The 18,452-nt window shown below is 34.7% G+C and carries 12 protein-coding genes; 8 read left to right on the top strand and 4 right to left on the bottom strand.

Annotated elements, in window-relative coordinates:
- Positions 1-13: 13 nt before the first annotated feature.
- Complete coding sequence (locus AC27VX_RS13175) at positions 14-865, bottom strand: IS3 family transposase (protein WP_236859472.1); 852 nt, start codon at positions 863-865, stop codon at positions 14-16.
- Positions 866-879: 14 nt separating this feature from the next.
- Positions 880-1,314, bottom strand: a complete 435-nt coding sequence (locus tag AC27VX_RS13170) for a transposase (RefSeq protein ID WP_488695983.1) — start codon at positions 1,312-1,314, stop codon at positions 880-882.
- Positions 1,315-1,597: 283 nt separating this feature from the next.
- On the opposite strand from AC27VX_RS13170, the gene pyrG reads away from it, so the two are divergent.
- Positions 1,598-3,205 (top strand): CTP synthase, encoded by a 1,608-nt coding sequence (pyrG, locus tag AC27VX_RS13165; protein ID WP_236856067.1) that lies wholly within the window; start codon positions 1,598-1,600, stop codon positions 3,203-3,205.
- Between the two features lie 179 nt (positions 3,206-3,384).
- Positions 3,385-5,208, top strand: coding sequence for a membrane protein insertase YidC (gene yidC / locus AC27VX_RS13160; protein ID WP_236856066.1), 1,824 nt, complete (start codon positions 3,385-3,387; stop codon positions 5,206-5,208).
- Positions 5,209-5,335: 127 nt separating this feature from the next.
- On the opposite strand, the gene rnhB is transcribed toward yidC, so the two are convergent.
- On the bottom strand, positions 5,336-5,920 hold the full coding sequence (rnhB, locus tag AC27VX_RS13155) for a ribonuclease HII (protein WP_236856065.1): 585 nt from the start codon (positions 5,918-5,920) through the stop codon (positions 5,336-5,338).
- Positions 5,921-6,221: 301 nt separating this feature from the next.
- On the opposite strand from rnhB, the gene AC27VX_RS13150 reads away from it, so the two are divergent.
- The 5 genes from AC27VX_RS13150 to AC27VX_RS13130 all read left to right on the top strand — a co-directional run bounded on the left by AC27VX_RS13150 (position 6,222) and on the right by AC27VX_RS13130 (position 16,197).
- Entirely contained in the window at positions 6,222-9,251 is a 3,030-nt protein-coding gene (locus tag AC27VX_RS13150; RefSeq protein WP_488695980.1) for a SusC/RagA family TonB-linked outer membrane protein, read from the top strand.
- A 15-nt stretch (positions 9,252-9,266) separates the two neighbouring features.
- Entirely contained in the window at positions 9,267-10,850 is a 1,584-nt protein-coding gene (locus AC27VX_RS13145; protein WP_488695978.1) for a SusD/RagB family nutrient-binding outer membrane lipoprotein, read from the top strand.
- Between the two features lie 421 nt (positions 10,851-11,271).
- Positions 11,272-14,229, top strand: coding sequence for a SusC/RagA family TonB-linked outer membrane protein (locus AC27VX_RS13140; RefSeq protein WP_236856060.1), 2,958 nt, complete (start codon positions 11,272-11,274; stop codon positions 14,227-14,229).
- Between the two features lie 3 nt (positions 14,230-14,232).
- On the top strand, positions 14,233-15,693 hold the full coding sequence (locus AC27VX_RS13135; protein WP_236856058.1) for a SusD/RagB family nutrient-binding outer membrane lipoprotein: 1,461 nt from the start codon (positions 14,233-14,235) through the stop codon (positions 15,691-15,693).
- Positions 15,694-15,747: 54 nt separating this feature from the next.
- The gene (locus AC27VX_RS13130; RefSeq protein WP_236856057.1) at positions 15,748-16,197 is read left to right on the top strand and encodes a lipocalin-like domain-containing protein; all 450 of its coding nucleotides are present in this window, start codon (positions 15,748-15,750) and stop codon (positions 16,195-16,197) included.
- A gap of 62 nt (positions 16,198-16,259) precedes the next feature.
- Here the strand turns inward: AC27VX_RS13130 and AC27VX_RS13125 are convergent, their stop codons facing one another.
- Complete coding sequence (locus AC27VX_RS13125; RefSeq protein WP_236856056.1) at positions 16,260-16,415, bottom strand: bacteriocin-like protein; 156 nt, start codon at positions 16,413-16,415, stop codon at positions 16,260-16,262.
- 220 nt (positions 16,416-16,635) lie between these two features.
- Between AC27VX_RS13125 and argS the strand changes: the two genes are divergently transcribed.
- Positions 16,636-18,396: an arginine--tRNA ligase gene (argS, locus tag AC27VX_RS13120; protein ID WP_488695974.1), complete on the top strand. Its 1,761-nt coding sequence runs from the start codon at positions 16,636-16,638 to the stop codon at positions 18,394-18,396.
- The last annotated feature ends 56 nt before the right edge of the window (positions 18,397-18,452 follow it).

The following is an 18,452-nucleotide window of genomic DNA, read 5'->3' as shown; positions in this document are numbered from 1 at the left end:
CAAAAATAAATAATTAAACCAGAGCAAATTTTCTTTTGCTTTGGTTTTTATTTTTATAAGTTCTCATTTTAATTTTCGACTGTGTATGCATCTGATTTGGTGTTAAATAATAATTCGAAAAATGAGGACGCAGACCATTGTAAATTTCAATGGATTCATCCACTAATTTTCTTCTTAAAGCATTGTTTATAGAATTCCTGTCAATATTAAATTCCTGCTTTAAAATACCATTAATCCTTTCTGCTACTGCATTTTCATAAGGATCAGAGTTTTGTGTCATACTGCATTTTAATTGATGTTTTTGCAAAACTTTCTGATATTCATTCGAGCAGTATTGTAAGCCACGATCAGAATGATGGATTAATGAGCCTGCCATACCTTTGTGTTTCTTTAAAGCTCTTTTCAATGCTACAAGACTACTCTCTGTATTTAAATTATCTGCTACAAAATGTCCCACTATTTTCTTGGAATATGCATCGGTTATTAAACTTAAATAACTTGGATTTTTCCTGTTCCCAATATAAGTAATATCTGCAACCCAAACCTGATTGGGTTTTGTTATCTGATAGTCCAGGATCAAATTTTTATGCTTTCTGAAACGATGATGGGAGTTGGTAGTAACATGGTAATTTTTCTTGGGTATAATCAATAAATGATTCGCTCTTAGGATGTCAAAAAATTTATCTCTTCCTACTTTGATAGAACTTAGTGATTCTTTTAAAATAAAATATAGTTTCCTTGCTCCTAATCTGGGCATTTTAATACGAATACCCTCCACCAGATCTACAACCTCTGAAGCCCTGTTCCTACAGACTTTTGTACGCTTGATACTTCTATAATAGATTTGTCTATTTAACCCTAACAATCCACAAGTAAAAATCAAAGTTTCTTTTTCTTTACTGCGGAAGTAATCGATTGTTCGGGTGGTGAATTTTTTCGAATATCAATGTGATATTCTTTCTCTGCAAGTTGAATCATCATATCAAAAAATATCACTTTTTTATCAGCAATATAAGCCTGTTTTTCCAAGAAGGCTTTCTGTTTTTCAAGAAGCTTAACTTCTGCTTCTAATTCCATAATACGTTGTTCAGGTGTCTTTTCCATAGCATAAGGTCTTTGGTTTTCCCAATCAAAGTTACCATATTTTCTCAGCCAATTTAAAATAGTCCCGTGGGATTGTATACCATACTTCTTGCGACTAGTGGTAATGGTAGATTCTCCAGATTCAACTTCTTTTACTATTTGAAGTTTTAAACTTAAACTGTAATCTTTTTGTGTACGTTTGATGTACACAGATTTTAATTGTTCTTCCATAACGATTTGTTTTTATGTATCGCTATTTCAGGACTAGACAAAATATAAAGCTATAAAAAGGGTTTCCAAAAGGATTGGAACCCTTTTTTTTGTCGCAGGTATTTAAGGTTTAATTGATCTGTCGAAATGATGATGATTATAGCTTTGTTTCATTTGCTTATATGTAACGCAGATATTTTTTTTATCAGGTTTTATAATTGTTTGAGAGATGTTTTACCATTTTCAAAATGTAAAAGATTGCTTTGTATCTCTTTTTCCCATAACTTTGCACAAACCTAATCTAATGAGTAAAAAGAATACAAAGTACATCTTTGTGACAGGAGGTGTAACTTCATCTTTGGGAAAAGGAATCGTGTCTGCTTCTCTGGGACTATTGTTAAAATCACGTGGTTTTAACGTTACGATCCAAAAACTTGATCCATATATCAATATCGACCCGGGAACGCTGAATCCTTATGAGCACGGAGAGTGTTATGTGACTGAAGATGGTGCGGAGACGGATCTGGATTTAGGCCACTATGAGCGTTACCTTGATGCTCCAACATCCCAAAACAACAACGTTACTACAGGAAAAATCTACCAGACTGTTATCGAAAAAGAAAGAAAAGGAGACTTCCTTGGAAAAACAGTTCAGGTAATTCCTCATATTACTAACGAAATCAAACGTAGAATTAAAATCCTTTCAAAACAGAACTACGATATCATCATTACAGAGATCGGAGGTACTGTAGGGGATATTGAATCTTTGCCATACATTGAAACTGTTCGTCAGCTGAAGTGGGAATTGGGAGAGAAAAATACGATGGTAATTCACCTTACTTTATTGCCGTATCTGGCTTCAAGTGGTGAATTAAAGACAAAACCATCTCAGCATTCTGTTCGTCAGTTGATGGAAAGCGGAATTATGGCAGATGTTTTAGTATGTAGAACTGAACATAAAATCCCTAAAGATCAGAGAGCTAAACTGGCTCAGTTCTGTAACGTTCCTTTGGATAACGTTATTGAATGTAAAGATATGGAGACGATCTATGAAGTTCCAATGTATCTTCAGAAGCAGAACTTTGATGATGTAGTATTGAAAGAACTTGATCTGAAGAGCGATAAAGATGCTGATCTGAAAGACTGGAAGACCTTTGTGAAGAAATTCCAGAATCCAAAGAGAACTGTAGAAATTGCACTGGTAGGAAAATATGTTTCTCTTCAGGATTCCTATATTTCTATTGCTGAAGCCTTCAAGCATGCTGGTGCAGACCTTGAAACCGAGGTGAAAGTAAGATGGGTATACAGTGGAGATATCACAGAAGAGAATATTACAGAAGTACTAAAAGGAGTGAATGGTATCCTTGTGGCACCTGGCTTCGGAGACAGAGGAATTGAAGGAAAAGTTCTTACTGCAAAGTATGCAAGAGAAAATAAAATTCCAATGTTGGGAATTTGTTTAGGAATGCAGATTATGACTGTAGAGTTTGCCAGAAATGTTTTAGGACATACAAAAGCGAATTCAGTAGAATTTGATACAGCGACTCCAGATCCTGTGATTTCATTAATGGAAGAACAGAAAAATGTAGTAGATAAAGGTGGAACAATGCGTCTTGGAGCATGGAAGTGTGCTTTGAAAAACGGATCTAAGCTATCAGAAATCTACGGAACCAAAAATATTTCTGAAAGACACCGTCACCGTTATGAATTTAACAGTGAATACCTTCAGGAATTTGAAAAACACGGTTTCCTTGCTACAGGTACCAACCCTGAAACAGGATTGGTAGAAGCACTTGAACTTCCTGATCATCCATTCTATGTGGGGGTTCAGTATCATCCGGAATATAAGAGTACGGTAGCTACACCGCATCCTTTATTCAGAGCTTTCATTAAGGCTTGCGAAAAGAAATAAGGTAAATTTTTATCATAAACGTCTAAACATAAACTCAGGCTGATTATTCTCAGCTTGAGTTTATTATATAGTAACGTGGTAAAGCATAGAGTTTTGATAAAAAAACAGTATTTTTGTCAGCTCAAAATTATGTACATAGAAGGTACATCCTAAGTTTAAAATTTTAATATAAAAATAAAATGCAACAAAACAACGGAATCGATAAGAAGCAAATGATTAGTTTCGCGGTTTTATGCCTGGTTCTCTTTGGTTTTATGTTCTATTTCCAGAACAAACAAGCGAAGGAAGAGGAGTTAAAAGCTCAGCAGCAGAAAACGGAACAGGTAAAAAATGCCGTAAAACCAACTCAGGCAAGCAATATCAATCCAGGTGTAACTCCTAATGCAATCCAAACGGCAAGTATTGGAAATAATGAATTGAAACTTGAGTTTTCAAGCCTGGGAGGTCAGGTTTCCAAAGTAGAGCTTTCAAGATACAAAGCATACGACCACAAAACGGATAACGCAGATCAGCCACTTTATCTGATCAACAAAAATAACTCAAAGTATGGGTTCCAGTTTAAGGATAAAACGGGAAAAATAATCAATACTAAAGATTTAGTTTTCTCTCCTACAGTGAACGGAAGCTCTGTTACATTAACGGCTGATTACAATGGAGCAATCATTCAGTTCATTTATACTTTAAATAACGATCCTAAAGCACCGCTAAAAGATCAGTATGCTTTAGATTTTAAAGTAAGAACTCAGGGACTTTCCAAAATTACTTCAGACAACAAAGCTGATTTCATCTGGGATTATAATGTAAGAAACTTAGAAAAGGGTAGAGCTCAGGAGCAGTCACACTCAGAATTCTCTTATGCTTTCAATAATTATAAAGACTATGATTATGATGGGAGAACTACAATGGAAGAAGAAAAAGAAACGCTTAACTGGATTGGGGTAAAACAGCAGTTTTTCTCTTCAGTAATCGAAGCTAAAAACGGATTTACTCATAGTAAAGGAAATCAGGAAAGTGTAGAAGAAGGAGAATATCTGAAAAAATTCAACTATGAAGGTTTCGTTCAGATGACCGGAAGTGAGTTGAATCAGGATTTTACCTGGTATTTTATGCCATTGGATCTTCCATTACTAAAATCTTACGATAAAAACTTTGATGAGATTCTTCCATTAGGATGGTCATTCATTGGAGCAATGAACCGTTATTTCTTCATGTGGTTGTACAGTATTATCGCTGCCTGGGGATTATCTGCAGGTTGGGTAATTTTTGTAATGACTATCATTGTTAAATTGATCCTGTCACCAATTATGTATAAACAGCATAAATTGAGTGCAATGATGAAGGTGATCCGTCCGGAAATTGATGAGGTAAATGCTAAATTTAAGGATGCAGATCCGATGAAAAAGCAGCAGGCAACAATGGAGGTTTACAGAAAGGCAGGAGTGAATCAGATGGCGGGATGTTTACCGGCATTGGTTCAGATTCCGATCTTCTATGCATTGTTTCGTTTCTTCCCGAACTTTATTGATTTAAGAGGGCAGGGATTCTGGTTTGCAAAAGATTTGACAGCATATGATGATTTGATCAAATTACCATTTAAAGTACCTTTCCTGGGAGATCATTTGAGTATTTTTGCGCTGGCTTGTACAGTGGTGATTCTAATATATACTGTAATGACTTCAGGAAATATGCAGCAGCCTCAGCAAGAGGGAATGCCAAATATGAAGGTGTTAATGTATATTTTCCCAATTACATTCCTATTCTTCCTGAATACTTCAGCATCTGGTCTTTCATGGTATTATTTTGTATCGAATGCAATTAATATTCTTATTATTCTAGTTATCAAATACTGGATTTTAGATGAGAAGAAAATTCATGCTCAGATTCAGTCGAATAAAGAAAAACCAAAAACAGAAGGTAAGTTCCAGAAAAAAATGAGAGAAATGATGGAAAGCGCTCAACAGCAGCAGCAATCTCAGGAACAGCAAAGAAATAAAAAGAAATAATTTATTATTCCTTTATGATTCCAAAAAGAGAAGCAATTAATAATTGCTTCTCTTTTTTTTGTTATTTAGAAAGAATTCAAATTTCTGATGCAGCTATGGAAATACAATAATTAATAATGAGCTGTTTTTAGTCATATTTCAGTCTGAAAGACTGTCTGTGATATTGGGTCGGGCCATATTTTATGAGAGCTTCCTGATGCTTTTTCGTGGCATAGCCAAAGTTCGTATCCCAGCCATATTCAGGGTGTTTATCATGAAGTTCGATCATAAGTTTATCCCTGTAATTTTTTGCAAGAATAGAGGCCGCAGCAATTGATAATACTTTAGAATCTCCTTTTATGATACATTGATGAGGAATATAGTTATAGGGATGGAATTTATTGCCATCTACTAAAATAAGCTCTGGTGTTATGGCTAATTTGTCTAACGCACAATGCATAGCATGAATACTTGCATTAAGGATATTATGCTCATCAATAAAGGAAGGAGGGAGCTCTGCTATAGCATAGCTTTTTACATTTTCCTTGATATAGCTGTCCAGTTCCACTCTGGTTTTAAATGTTAATTTTTTTGAATCATTAACCAGGTTTTGTTGAAAATCATCATCCAAAATTACGGCAGCTGCAACTACCGGCCCGCTTAAGCATCCTCTTCCCACTTCATCACATCCCGCTTCGATATAAAGATTTGACCAGTTTTTTATTAACTCCATGAAGTTGTTTTTTGATGCTGCAAAAGTATGGAATTTAAAAAGAAACGGTATTATGGAGTTTTAATTGGTTTTTATATTATGGTAAAAGTATTTCATTTTTAGGTGTTTTATTTGTTTTTATTAATAATTCTATTGGATTTTATTTTTTTTAAATATTGTGTTTTTTTGTTGTTTTATCGGCTATTAGCAATTGTTTTTTTTGTAGTGTTTTAGTGGAATTATGAAAAATTAACACTTTTACTTGGTGATTTTAAGAAAGTTTCACATATTTGTAGGCAATAAAAAAATAATCAAAATAAACATGAAGAAATTAACAACAAGTGTACTTATTGTAGCACTTTCTTCGCCGTTTTTTATCGTTAGTGCCCAGCAAAAGGGAGATACGATAAAAACTAAAAATATTGAAGAAATAGTAGTTACAGGGGCACTGGGATTAAAAAAGAAAGCTGATGCTGTTACTAATGCTCAACAAATAGTAGGATCCAAAGAATTAAACCAGGCATCATCCCCTAATGCTGTACAGGCATTAACGGGAAAGGTTTCTGGATTGCAAATTACACAAACAGATAATAGTGTAGGTGCTACGAGTAGAATTATAATCAGGGGAAATAAATCCATTTCAGGAAATAACCAAGCTTTAGTTGTCATTGATAATGTTATTTCTAGTGCCAGTATTCTTGCTCAGCTTCCACCAGATATCATTGAAAACGTAAACGTTATTAAAGGATTACAGGGTGCTGCACTTTATGGGCAGCAAGGAGTAAATGGTGTAATTATAGTAACTACTAAGAGGGGAACAAAAAGCGAAAAGATGCAATTTACTTTGACCTCTTCCGTTGAGATGACCCAAGCTTTCATGTTTCCAAAAGTTCAGACTAGGTACGGTAAAGGGGTTACAGGAGAACAAGTATATCCAGGTGGAGATATAGATTACAATGGAACCAGCTATGTACCTTGGGAGAATACGTCATGGGGGCCAGCATATGATGATCCTAGAATTTCAGGACAACTTATGCCATCAGGACTTGCACAGGCAGATAATCAATTTATCTATGAAAAATATGCTCCTATAAAAAATCATTTTTCTAAATTTTTTAAAAATGGACTTATTTTACAGAATGGTTTAACAGTTACTTCTGGAGGATCTGATTCTTATGCAACCTTGTCTTTAAATAGAGTAGAGAATAACTTTGTTGTTGATCAGGATAAGCTTACGCAAAACAGCTTTTTATTTAAGGCAGGTAAAAAATTTGATAAGTTAAGAATTGATGGAACGGTAAATTATATCAGTAAAATTATTGATCAAACCAGTTCGGACTTGTACAGTGATGTTCTTCAGGTACCAACGATGAATGATATCCGTAACTATAGAAATTCGGGCATTGATGGGTTCCTTTCTGCATTTACAAAGAACCCTTATTATCAGATAGAACATACAAGACAAAAAACGGTAAATGACTATTTATCGGGGATTTTATCGTTACAATATGATTTTAATAAAAATATTAATTTAACCTATACGGGGAACGTATTTTTAAATAATTCACGTCAGGACAGCCATGATGATGGTTTTGTTGCTAGCAGGGTATATGAAAATACAGGAACAGTGCTGGATGGTGGTACTATTCAGGATTATTCTCAAAATGCTAATTTCGCTTCTTACTACATAAATCGTACTGTTAGCACACGTAGTTATTATGGAGATTTAATGTTAAATTTTAACTATGATCTTACGGATGATATCAATTTGAAGTTAAATATTGGTAACAACATCCAGGATAGCTATAGAACAGCAAGATCAATGGGAGGAAGCGGATTGATTGCTCCAGGTTGGTATGATATTAGAAATGTGAAAAATCTTATTCAACCTGGAAATCCAAAGGGGGCTAATGTATTGGATAATTTAGGGTTTGAGAATACCACTACAAGACAAAGAATTATTGCAGGGTTTGCCAATTTAGATTTATCATATAAAGATTACTTATTCTTAAACTCTACCATTAGAATTGAAGAAAGTTCCGTGTTATCTACGTTTTATAATAACGAATTACATAATAAACCATACCCTTATTATTCAGTAGGTCTTTCATTCATTCCTACAAAAGCTTTTGAAGGGCTTAAGGGAGGGGTTATAAATCATATTAAAATTGCACCAAGTTTTACGAAAGTAGGAAACACATCGGCAATATTACCATATGATACTTCAAATGTTGGGATTGCTCCTGCAGGATTTCCTTACAATGGTCTGCTTGGTTATGCTATCAATACAAACCCAACGAATAGAACAATTCAGCCAGAGTTTATATATACCACTGATTTAAATGTTCAGATTGGTTTCTTTAATGACCGTATTACTCTTGAAGGGTCAATATATCAGTCTGATACCCAGAATTTAATTACGAATGCCAGTATTTCTAATGCATCAGGGATTGCTCAATTAAAGGACAATTTTGGAAAAACAAGAATGAAAGGTTTTGAAATTGATTTAGGAGCTACTCCATTCAAATCAAAAGACTTTACCTGGAACTTGAGAGCTGGTATTGCAAGTTCAAGAACTAAAGTATTGGAACTTCCAGAAGGATTGGATGAGGTTGCACTTGCCATACCGTATGCAAATTTTGGTATTGGAGTGTTTGCTGTAAAAGGAGAGGATTTTCCAGTTCTTAAAGCCACTAGTTTTGAGAGAGATGATCAAGGTAGAATTATTGTAGATAAAGATGGTGTTCCACTTATTGGCAGTCAATTTAAAAATATGGGTAGAGTAACTCCGGACTACACCCTTACCTTTAATACAAGTTTTAGATATAAAAACTTTACACTTTCGGGAACAATGGATTTCCGTAAGGGAGGTAAGTTTGCAGCAATGGGGAAAAACGTTCTTCAGTTTGCAGGACTTACAGACGAAACGGCAGGTTTTGACAGATCTCAGGGATATGTAGTTCCGAATTCTGTTCAGCTTGTTAATGGACAATATGTAGCAAACAATACACCTGTAAATGGAACAGCGGACTATAATGGGGTTGTTAACTATTATACGTCACAGGCTATGCAGTCATTAGGAGAAACTATGGTCTTGGATGCAACAGCATTTAAAGTAAGAGAAATTGCATTATCATATGATTTACCTAAATCTGTTTTAGCATCTACTTTTGTGAATAGTCTGAGTGTTGGGCTTTTCGCAAGAAATCCATTCTTTGTGTATTCTAAAGAAAATAGAAATTATGCGGATCCGGAAAGTGCTTATTCAAGTGGTAATGGTGCAGGTATTGCCATTACAGGACAATATCCATCCCAGAGATCTTTTGGTGTTAACTTAAAAGTTTCTTTCTAATAAATTAAAAACAATATGAAAATTATAAAAATAGCAACAGTATTTTTATCTCTGTCAATGATGTTGACAACAGTGTCTTGTGATAAATATCTTGATATTAATGAAGATCCTAACAATATTCCGTTAGACCAGGTTAGTCCGAATGAAATGCTTCCAGCTGGAATTACTTTATGCTACTATACCCAAGGAAGAAGTTTAAATAAGTTTGGTAGCGTAGTAATGAATGCTACAGCAGGAAATTCATTGGTATATGGGGCTCCATTTGTAGATGATTATAAACCTAATGTAACCAATATATTTTATAATAATGTTTGGGACGGTTTATATAAAGGAATCGCCAATTTGGATAAAATCAATTATTATAATGATCCGACCAATAAATTTGTTCAACATAAGGCAATGGCGAAGATCATGAAAGCTAATTACATACAGATTTTAACAGATCTTTATGGAGATATGCCATATTCACAAGCATTTCAGGGACAAAACCTATTGACTCCAAAGTATGATAAAGGTGAAGATATTTATAAAGCTTCTATTGCTGATATAGATGCTGCAATTGCTACCTTAGAATCAGGAGCTGGTGAAATACCGGAAAATGATATTGTATTTAAAGGAGATACGGATAAATGGATAGAATTTGCTAATACTTTAAAGCTGAGATACCTGTTGAGAATGTCCAATGTTACAGGAAGTATGGCAGCTTATAGAGATCAAAAGCTGGCAGAACTTAGTGGTGCTGATTTCATTGATGAAGATGTTCTGGAAAACCCTGGATATTCTTCTGCCAATGATGACCAGCAGAATCCATTTACAAACTTTTATGTAATTCTTTCTTCGGGTACTCAGGCGGCCAATTTTTCTGAAAATGTAGCCTCTGAGAATGTAGCCATTATTTTGAATGGGAATGTAGAAAACGATTCTCGCCCTGTTTATCAAAAATTTAATGGAATTGTTGATGGAAGGAGAGCCAGAATGTTTGGTCTTGTTGGAGGAAAAGTTTTAGGAATCAGACAAGGAAATGTACCTGGCCAGCCAGGAGTGCCATCAGGAACAGCAGTCTCTAGATTTGGATACGGAATTACTATTGGAAAAACTTCTCCTACAAGCACGAGACAACTTATTGATATGACATCTGCAAAGTCTGGACCTATCATGACAAGAGCTGAATCTAAATTCTTACAGGCTGAAGCTGCTCTAAGATATCCTAGTCTTTTCTCAAATGCTGCCGGTAATTTTACCGATGGTATTACAGCTTCTTACAGCTTCTTTGGGGCGAGTGGATCTGGAGCATATATTACTGCTATACAGAATGTTCCAGGTTTAGGATGGACAGGATCTAATACTAATAAAATTGAAGCGATTATGACTCAAAAATGGATTGCTTTAACAGGAGTTAATCCGGAGCAGTCGTTCTTTGATTATACTAGAACAGGATTCCCTGTTACGCTTTCTGCTACTATTGCAAGTAATCCGAAACCAAATAGATTAATGTATCCCCTGTCTGAGTACATTGCTAATGCAAGTAATGTTCCAGGGATTAGTAATTCTGATGTGTTTTCAAAAAATCAGTATACGCCATTCTGGGCGAGAAACTAATTTAGATTTAAAATTTTAATATATTTTTTATAACCGCCTTCGGGCGGTTTTTTTTGTATAAATAGGTATACTACCAGATCTTTTTTCTGGTAAATACTATATGTGCAGCATTGTAATTTTATGATGATAATTTTATTTTTATTAATAAAATTAGTTCACTGTATTGAGAATCAGTATTTTGTATAGATGTTTGTGCTAATGTTATATAGATAATATCAATTTAAATAACTGTTATTATTTCTTAAAAAAATGTAGTATATAAATATTTGATTTTTGTTAAATGTGTTGTTTTTAACATATTTTATTATTTTTTAATCACTTTTTGTTTGTGATTTTTGATTATATAATATTTTTTTGAAATTTTTCTTTGTGATATTAATAAAGTTTTACAAATTTGTACAGTCACAAAAATTAATTTGATATGAAGAAACTAACAACAGGTCTTCTTGTTTTGGTGTTGTCTTCCTCTATTGCTGTTGCTCAGGCTCAGCAAAAGAACGACACTCTTAAAACAAAAGAAATTGAGGGGGTAGTAGTAACTGCACTCGGCATCAAGAGGGAGAAAAAATCTCTGGGTTATGCTTCAGAAGAAGTAAAAGCAGCAGAATTAACCGGTGGAACAACTAATACCGGTAACGTAGCATCACTTCTTTCAGGTAAGGTAGCCGGACTACAGGTAAATACAAACAATAACTTTGGCGGATCAGCAAACCTTCTAATCAGAGGGTACAAATCTTTATCCGGAGGATCTCCACTTATTGTTATTGATGGTTCACCTGTTAATAACACATCAATATCTACAGGTGCTTCATTTGATTATGGTAACTTTCTATCTGATATCAATCAGGAAGATATTGAATCCATTAACGTTCTGAAAGGTGCAGCTGCCTCTGCTTTATATGGTGAGAGAGGTAGTGATGGGGTAATCTTAATTGTAACTAAAAGTGGAAGAGGAAATAATGACGGCAGTTGGGGAGTAACTTTGACTTCAGGAATTACAGCTGGTTTTATTGACAAATCTACTTTCCCGAAATATCAATCAAAATATGGTGCAGGATATACCAGCAAATTTAATAGTCAGCTTTCTCCTGATGGATACAACTATGCCAACTTTGGGGATGATGCTTCTTATGGACCTGCATTTGACCCCAGTCTTTTAGTCTACCAATGGGATTCATATGATCCTTCTTCTCCTAACTATGGAAAACCTACACCTTGGGTTGCTGCTAAAAATGGACCTATAAAGTTCTTTGAGACACCAGTTACATACGTTAATACCGTTACTATTGAAAAGGGGAATAAAACTTCCAATTTGTCCCTTTCATATTCCAATATGCTTTCTAATGGCTTAATGCCAAATTCTGAACTGAGAAAGAATACCATATCTGCAAAATTTAATCATGATTTTACAGATAAATTACATGCTTCAGTTTTTACTACTTTAACTTTACAAGACACAAAAGGACGTAATGAAACAGGGTATTCAGATAATATTATTTCAGGATTCAGACAATGGTGGCAAACAAATGTGGATGTAGCTGCATTAAGAAGTGCTTATGCGAATAATGGGAACAGTAATTTTTCATGGAACAGAACTTCACCAACAAATGGAACCCCACAGTTTTGGAATAACCCTTATTTTCAAAGATATCAGAACTATCAGTCCGATGACAGAACAAGAGTATTTAGCTATGCTCAGTTGAAATACGATATATCTAAAAACTTTGGAATCACAGGTAAATTATCTTATGACGATCTGCAAATGGTAATTGAAGAAAGATTAATGAACGGGTCTTTACCACAGCCTTTTGGTGCTTCAGGTCTGAATGTAAACTCGGGATATGCCAGAACTAATGTAAAAAATACAGAGCTTAACTTCGATTTATTCGCTAATTACAAATTTAATATTACTACTGATCTGAATGTGAGTGGTATTGCCGGAGGAAATGTTAGAAGAAATCTTATTGATAACATATATATGAGCACTGAGGGAGGTTTATCAAAACCTGGATTATTTGCCATTTCAAATTCAGTAAGAACAATACTTCCTCCTGATGAAAATTATGAAAGATGGCTTACTTCCAGTTTATATGCTACAGCATCTTTTGGATATAAAAATTTCTTGTTTGTGGATGGTACCTATCGTGTTGACAAATCTTCAAACCTGCCAAAAGGTAACAACAGCTATGGCTATCCTTCTGTAACTGGAGCAATCATATTATCTGAATTTGTGAAACAACCATGGATGAGTTTTTGGAAAATAAGAGCAAACTATGCTGAGGTGGGATCTTCCACGACAAATTACAGATTAGTCAACATATTTAAAGCAAGAGGTGAAGGTCTGTTCGATCAGCCTTATTTCTTAGCTAATCCCAACCTAAAACCACAAAGATCAAAAGAAACAGAATTTGGTATGGAGGCTCAGTTTTTCAAAAACAGACTAGGGTTCGATATCGCAATTTATAAAACCAGAACATTTGATCAGATCATCAATTTACCAGTATCTCCTGCTACAGGATATAGAACATTTTTGGTAAATGCAGGTCAGATTGATAATAAAGGTGTAGAAGTACAACTAAATGGAGCTCCTTTTAAAACTAATGACTTTTCATGGGACGTAAATATTAACTGGTCTAAGAATGAAAATGAAGTTATCGCATTAAACGGAAATTCTCAGAATTACTTATTAGCAAGTTATCAGAATAACGTATCACTGAATGCTAGAGTTGGACAAGCTTTTGGAGCTTTGGTAGGGTCAGATTATGTATATGATGCCAATGGAGAAAAAGTAATCAATGCAACTACCGGAAGATACTTGAAAAATAACAACCAGATTATTGGTAATATCACCCCGGATTGGGTAGGAGGTATTAGAAACAGTTTCCGTTATAAAGATTTCTCATTTAGCTTTCTTATTGATGTGAAAAAAGGAGGAGATGTATTTTCACCAGATATGGGATATGGAATTTCAACAGGTCTGTATGAAGAAACTGCTGACTATAGAGTAAACGGAATTGTATACCCCGGTGTTAACCCTAATGGAAATGTAAATACCACTCCTACTTCTCAACCTGGAATAAGTGGTCGTGTAGATGGGTACAATGCAATGCCAAATAAGAGATTTGTATATGATGCTTCATATGTGAAACTAAGAGAAGCTAGTATTGGTTATAACTTACCAAAGTCACTTTTAGCCAATACCGGTATTCGGGATGCTAAAATTTCAATTGTGGGAAGAAACCTTTGGATTATTCACAAAAATTTACCCTATGCAGATCCGGAAACAGGGACAGGTAACGGTCTGGCTGCTAAAGGTCAGTCGATAGGATCATTACCTACGACTCGTGATATTGGTATTGATGTAACTTTAAAATTCTAAAAAATGAAAAAATTATTTTTAATTATAGGTTTTGCTTCATTAACATTAACTTTTACCTCGTGTGAAAGAGATGTTACTTCCTTAAATGAAGATCCAAAACATCCAACAGAAGTTCCTTCAGGGGTACTTTTTGCAAGTGCTGAACAGGCCTTACTTAATCAGACATTAAATGCGAGCGTAAACCGTAACATAACAAGATTTTTTACTCAGCAATGGGCAGAAACTACGTATGTAGATGAGAGTAATTATAATATGGTATCCAGGCCAATTCCGAGAAATCATTACAGTCGTATGATGGCTTCTTCTTCGGCTACGGTAAGTTCTCCGGGAGTTCTTTCTGCATTAAGAGATGCCAGAAGATTTTTGGACACCGAAGGAGTGGATCCTGTTAAAAAGAATAATAATATAGCCATGATAGAATTGGTGAATGTGTACGCATGGGCCAATTTAGTTGATACTTTTGGTGATATTCCTTATTTTGGAGCATTGAAAGCTACAGCCGAAAATCCTGGCGATGCAGAAATTCCTTATGATGATGCTAAAACAATTTATTTAGATCTTATCAAAAGAATCGATGCTGCAATTGCCATGATGAATATTTCTACACCTGGATATTCCAATGATATGATTTATAAAGGAGATATGTCTAAATGGAAAAAAATGGGAAATTCTTTGAAATTTAGACTAGCAGTTAGTTTAGCAGATGTAGAACCTGCACTTGCCAAAACTTTTGCAGAAGCTGCTTATAATGGAGGTCTATTTACAGAAAAATTAGATAATTTTGGATTGCAGACTTTCCCGTCAGGACTCTTGTCTAACCCTGTTTATCAGGATGTAATTCAGTCAGGACGTAACGACTTTATTCCTTCGGATGTTTTGATGAACTTTATGAATGCTAAAAATGATCCAAGGAGGGATATTTGGTTTACAAAAGTTGGAGGAGCTTTTGTAGGTGGAGAATATGGTTCTGAAAATGAATTTAATGATTTTTCCCATTTTACAGATGCTATTTCCGGAGAAAATGCCCAAGGATATTTACTGGATTATACAGAGATCATGTTTTTAAGAGCAGAAGCGGCTCAGAGAGGATTTAGTGTAGGAGATACAGCCCCCAATTTATATTCTGCAGCAATCAGAGCTTCGATGGAAGAGTATGGGGTAAACAATGCTAGTGCAACGGCATATATCGCAGCTAACCCGTATGACGCTGTCAACTGGAAAAAATCATTAGGAGAACAGTCTTGGATAGCTATGTTTAATAAAGGATTTCAAGCTTGGAACTTTACTAGAAGGTTAGATTTCCCGGTATTTGTAAATCCTGCGGGCTCATTGGTAGAAGGAGTTCCTGTCAGAATGTTCTATTCAGACCAGGAATATCTTTTAAATGCAAAATATGTGAATGCCGCTGCAGCAAAAATTGGAGGAGATAAGGTAACCACAAAAATATTTTGGGATAAGTATTAATAAAAATAATAAGATATTTAGACAATTTTTTGTTTAATAGTATAAATATAATATATGAAATTTTTTATAGGAATTCTTTTTTTATTAAGTTTTGCTTCATGTTCTAGTGATGATAATAGTGATGTATTCAATGAAGAAATAAAGATAAACGGAAGCTGGAAACCATATAAGTACGAATTCAGAGGCAAAGATATTATGGTAAATGATTGTACACGCAGAGGACAATTGTTTATTAATGCAAATTTCTCTGGCCTCTATGAAAGATATGATATGGTAGAATCATCAGGGAACTGCAATAAAGTTGATTCCTTTACAGGTAGCTGGAGTTTTGATAAATTATATAGTACCCTTACTCTTAGCTATATGGAAGCAGGCGTTTCTAAAATTATGAAAAAAGAAATAGATTCATATTCAGATACTGAACTTAGGTTATATGATAACAGTCAAAACCTTGATAATGTGCCTGGAAATGATGAAGCAATACTAGTTTTTAGAAAAGAGTAAATTATTATAATACGTACCACGTAGCACAAAAGATCGCAGTAATGCGGTCTTTTTTTACTTTTTTATCCTCCACAAGTTACTGAGTTTGGAAGGCAGGCTCCCCAGGCATGGCATTGTTTGTAACCTTCAGGGCAGTTTCCCCAGGGTTCACAGCAAGGAGCATTTCCAGCAGTAATTTTTTTTAGTTCAGTTTTAGTGATTTTTTTTAGATTTTTCATGATAATTATGTTTAATTGGTGATATGAATATAGATAAAATATAAATAGTATGTCATTTTAATAAATAAATAGTCGAAATTAGAGGTGGATAATTGGAGGTCTGTTATCTTGTTGTATAGGGTGGTCTTTTTTATTTCACTAAATTTGTACTTCAAAATTCTGAGATGGGACATTATAAAGAAGTGTTTTGTCTTTAGCCATTAAAATTGAACGTAAGAACATGAATATTAAAGATATTATAGAAGAAAAACTTTCAGAGGTTATTTTAAATGTATTTCAGTTAAAAGACATCAAGCTGGAAGTTCAGGAAAATAAGACGGAATTTGAGGGTGACTTTACAATTGTTACTTTTCCGTTGGTGAAGCAATTGAAGAAAAATCCTGAAGCTATCGGAGTAGAATTAGGTGGAGCTTTGACAGAGCTGACAGAGCTATTGGAAAGCTTTAATGTTGTCAAAGGATTCCTTAACGTTAAAGTTAAAAATCAATTCTTTGTAGATAACTTCAGATCTGTAAGCAAAAACTTTTCTGTTATAGAAAAGAAAAATGCTACCGTAATGGTAGAATATTCTTCACCAAATACCAATAAACCTTTACACTTAGGGCATATCAGAAATAATTTATTAGGATTCTCTGTTGCACAAATCTTAAAAGAGGCAGGATATGATGTGATCAAATCACAGATTATTAACGACAGAGGAATTCATATTTGTAAATCAATGTTGGCATGGGAGAAATTCGGAAACGGAGAAACACCTGAAACTACCCATACCAAAGGAGACAAATTTGTAGGAAATTACTATGTGGAGTTTGATAAAAACTACAAAAAAGAAATTGCAGACCTTGTAGCTCAGGGAGTAGAAGAGGAGCAGGCTAAAAAAGAAGCGCCTATGATCAAGGAAGCACAGAAAATGCTTTTAGACTGGGAAAGTGGAGATGAGACTGTAAGAACGCTTTGGGCAGAAATGAATTCCTGGGTATACAAAGGATTCAATGAAACCTATAAAAGATTAGGGGTAGATTTTGATCAGGTTCAGTACGAAAGCAATACTTATATTTTAGGAAAAGACCTTATTCAGGCAGGTTTGGATAATGGAGTTTTATATCAGAAAGAAGATGGGTCTGTTTGGTGCGATCTTACAGATGAAGGACTTGATCAGAAACTATTGTTGCGTTCTGACGGTACATCCGTATATATGACTCAGGATCTGGGAACTGCTGTTGAACGTTTTAAGGAAAATAATATTCAAAAGCTGATCTATACCGTAGGAAACGAACAGGACTATCATTTCCAGGTTTTATTTAAAGTTTTAAAGAAACTAGGATATGAGTGGGCAGACCAGTTATATCATCTTTCTTACGGAATGGTAGAACTTCCTGAAGGAAAAATGAAATCCCGTGAAGGAACAGTTGTTGATGCTGATGATCTGATGCAGGAAATGTATGAAACAGCAAAATCTAAAGCACAGGAACTTGGGAAACTGGAAAACCTTTCCGAAGAAGATAAGGAAACATCCTATGAAACCGTAGGATTAGGAGCATTGAAATATTTTATGCTGAAAGTGGATCCAAAGAAAAAAATGCTTTTCAACCCTGCAGAAAGTATCGATTTCAACGGAAATACAGGGCCGTTCATACAATATACCTATGCGCGTATTCAGTCTTTGCTGTCTAAAGGAAATAATGTAAACAAAGAAACTGCTGATATTGAGTTAAATCAGTCAGAAAAAGAATTGATTATGCAGGTGGCGAACTTTAAAACGGTAGTATCAAGAGCTGCAGAGACTTTAAGCCCTGCTTTAGTAGCCAATTATGTATATGACCTTGTAAAAGCATACAATTCTTTCTATCAGAATAATCCAATTCTGAATCATGAAGATGAAAACGTAAAACAATTCCGTTTGAATATTTCAGACCTGACCGCCAAGACGATCAAAAAATCGTTAGAGCTTCTGGGAATCGGAACAGTAAACAGAATGTAAAAATAGAAAACCTCCTGAATTTTCAGGAGGTTTTTTTGTATTTATGTAAAATGTAT

It is taken from the genome of Chryseobacterium sp. 14P4.3.2, from assembly GCF_057799275.1.
Note: the sequence above shows the minus strand (reverse complement) of the source record. Positions and strands in the feature narration are given on the sequence as shown.

What these genes read in the sequence shown, in the direction of transcription:
- argS (WP_488695974.1), top strand. Translation starts at nt 16,636, where the DNA reads ATGAATATTAAAGATATTATAGAAGAAAAACTTTCAGAGGTTATTTTA.
- AC27VX_RS13140 (WP_236856060.1), top strand. Translation starts at nt 11,272, where the DNA reads ATGAAGAAACTAACAACAGGTCTTCTTGTTTTGGTGTTGTCTTCCTCT.
- pyrG (WP_236856067.1), top strand. Translation starts at nt 1,598, where the DNA reads ATGAGTAAAAAGAATACAAAGTACATCTTTGTGACAGGAGGTGTAACT.
- rnhB (WP_236856065.1), bottom strand. Translation starts at nt 5,920, where the DNA reads ATGGAGTTAATAAAAAACTGGTCAAATCTTTATATCGAAGCGGGATGT.
- AC27VX_RS13130 (WP_236856057.1), top strand. Translation starts at nt 15,748, where the DNA reads ATGAAATTTTTTATAGGAATTCTTTTTTTATTAAGTTTTGCTTCATGT.
- AC27VX_RS13135 (WP_236856058.1), top strand. Translation starts at nt 14,233, where the DNA reads ATGAAAAAATTATTTTTAATTATAGGTTTTGCTTCATTAACATTAACT.
- AC27VX_RS13170 (WP_488695983.1), bottom strand. Translation starts at nt 1,314, where the DNA reads ATGGAAGAACAATTAAAATCTGTGTACATCAAACGTACACAAAAAGAT.
- AC27VX_RS13150 (WP_488695980.1), top strand. Translation starts at nt 6,222, where the DNA reads ATGAAGAAATTAACAACAAGTGTACTTATTGTAGCACTTTCTTCGCCG.
- AC27VX_RS13125 (WP_236856056.1), bottom strand. Translation starts at nt 16,415, where the DNA reads ATGAAAAATCTAAAAAAAATCACTAAAACTGAACTAAAAAAAATTACT.
- yidC (WP_236856066.1), top strand. Translation starts at nt 3,385, where the DNA reads ATGCAACAAAACAACGGAATCGATAAGAAGCAAATGATTAGTTTCGCG.
- AC27VX_RS13145 (WP_488695978.1), top strand. Translation starts at nt 9,267, where the DNA reads ATGAAAATTATAAAAATAGCAACAGTATTTTTATCTCTGTCAATGATG.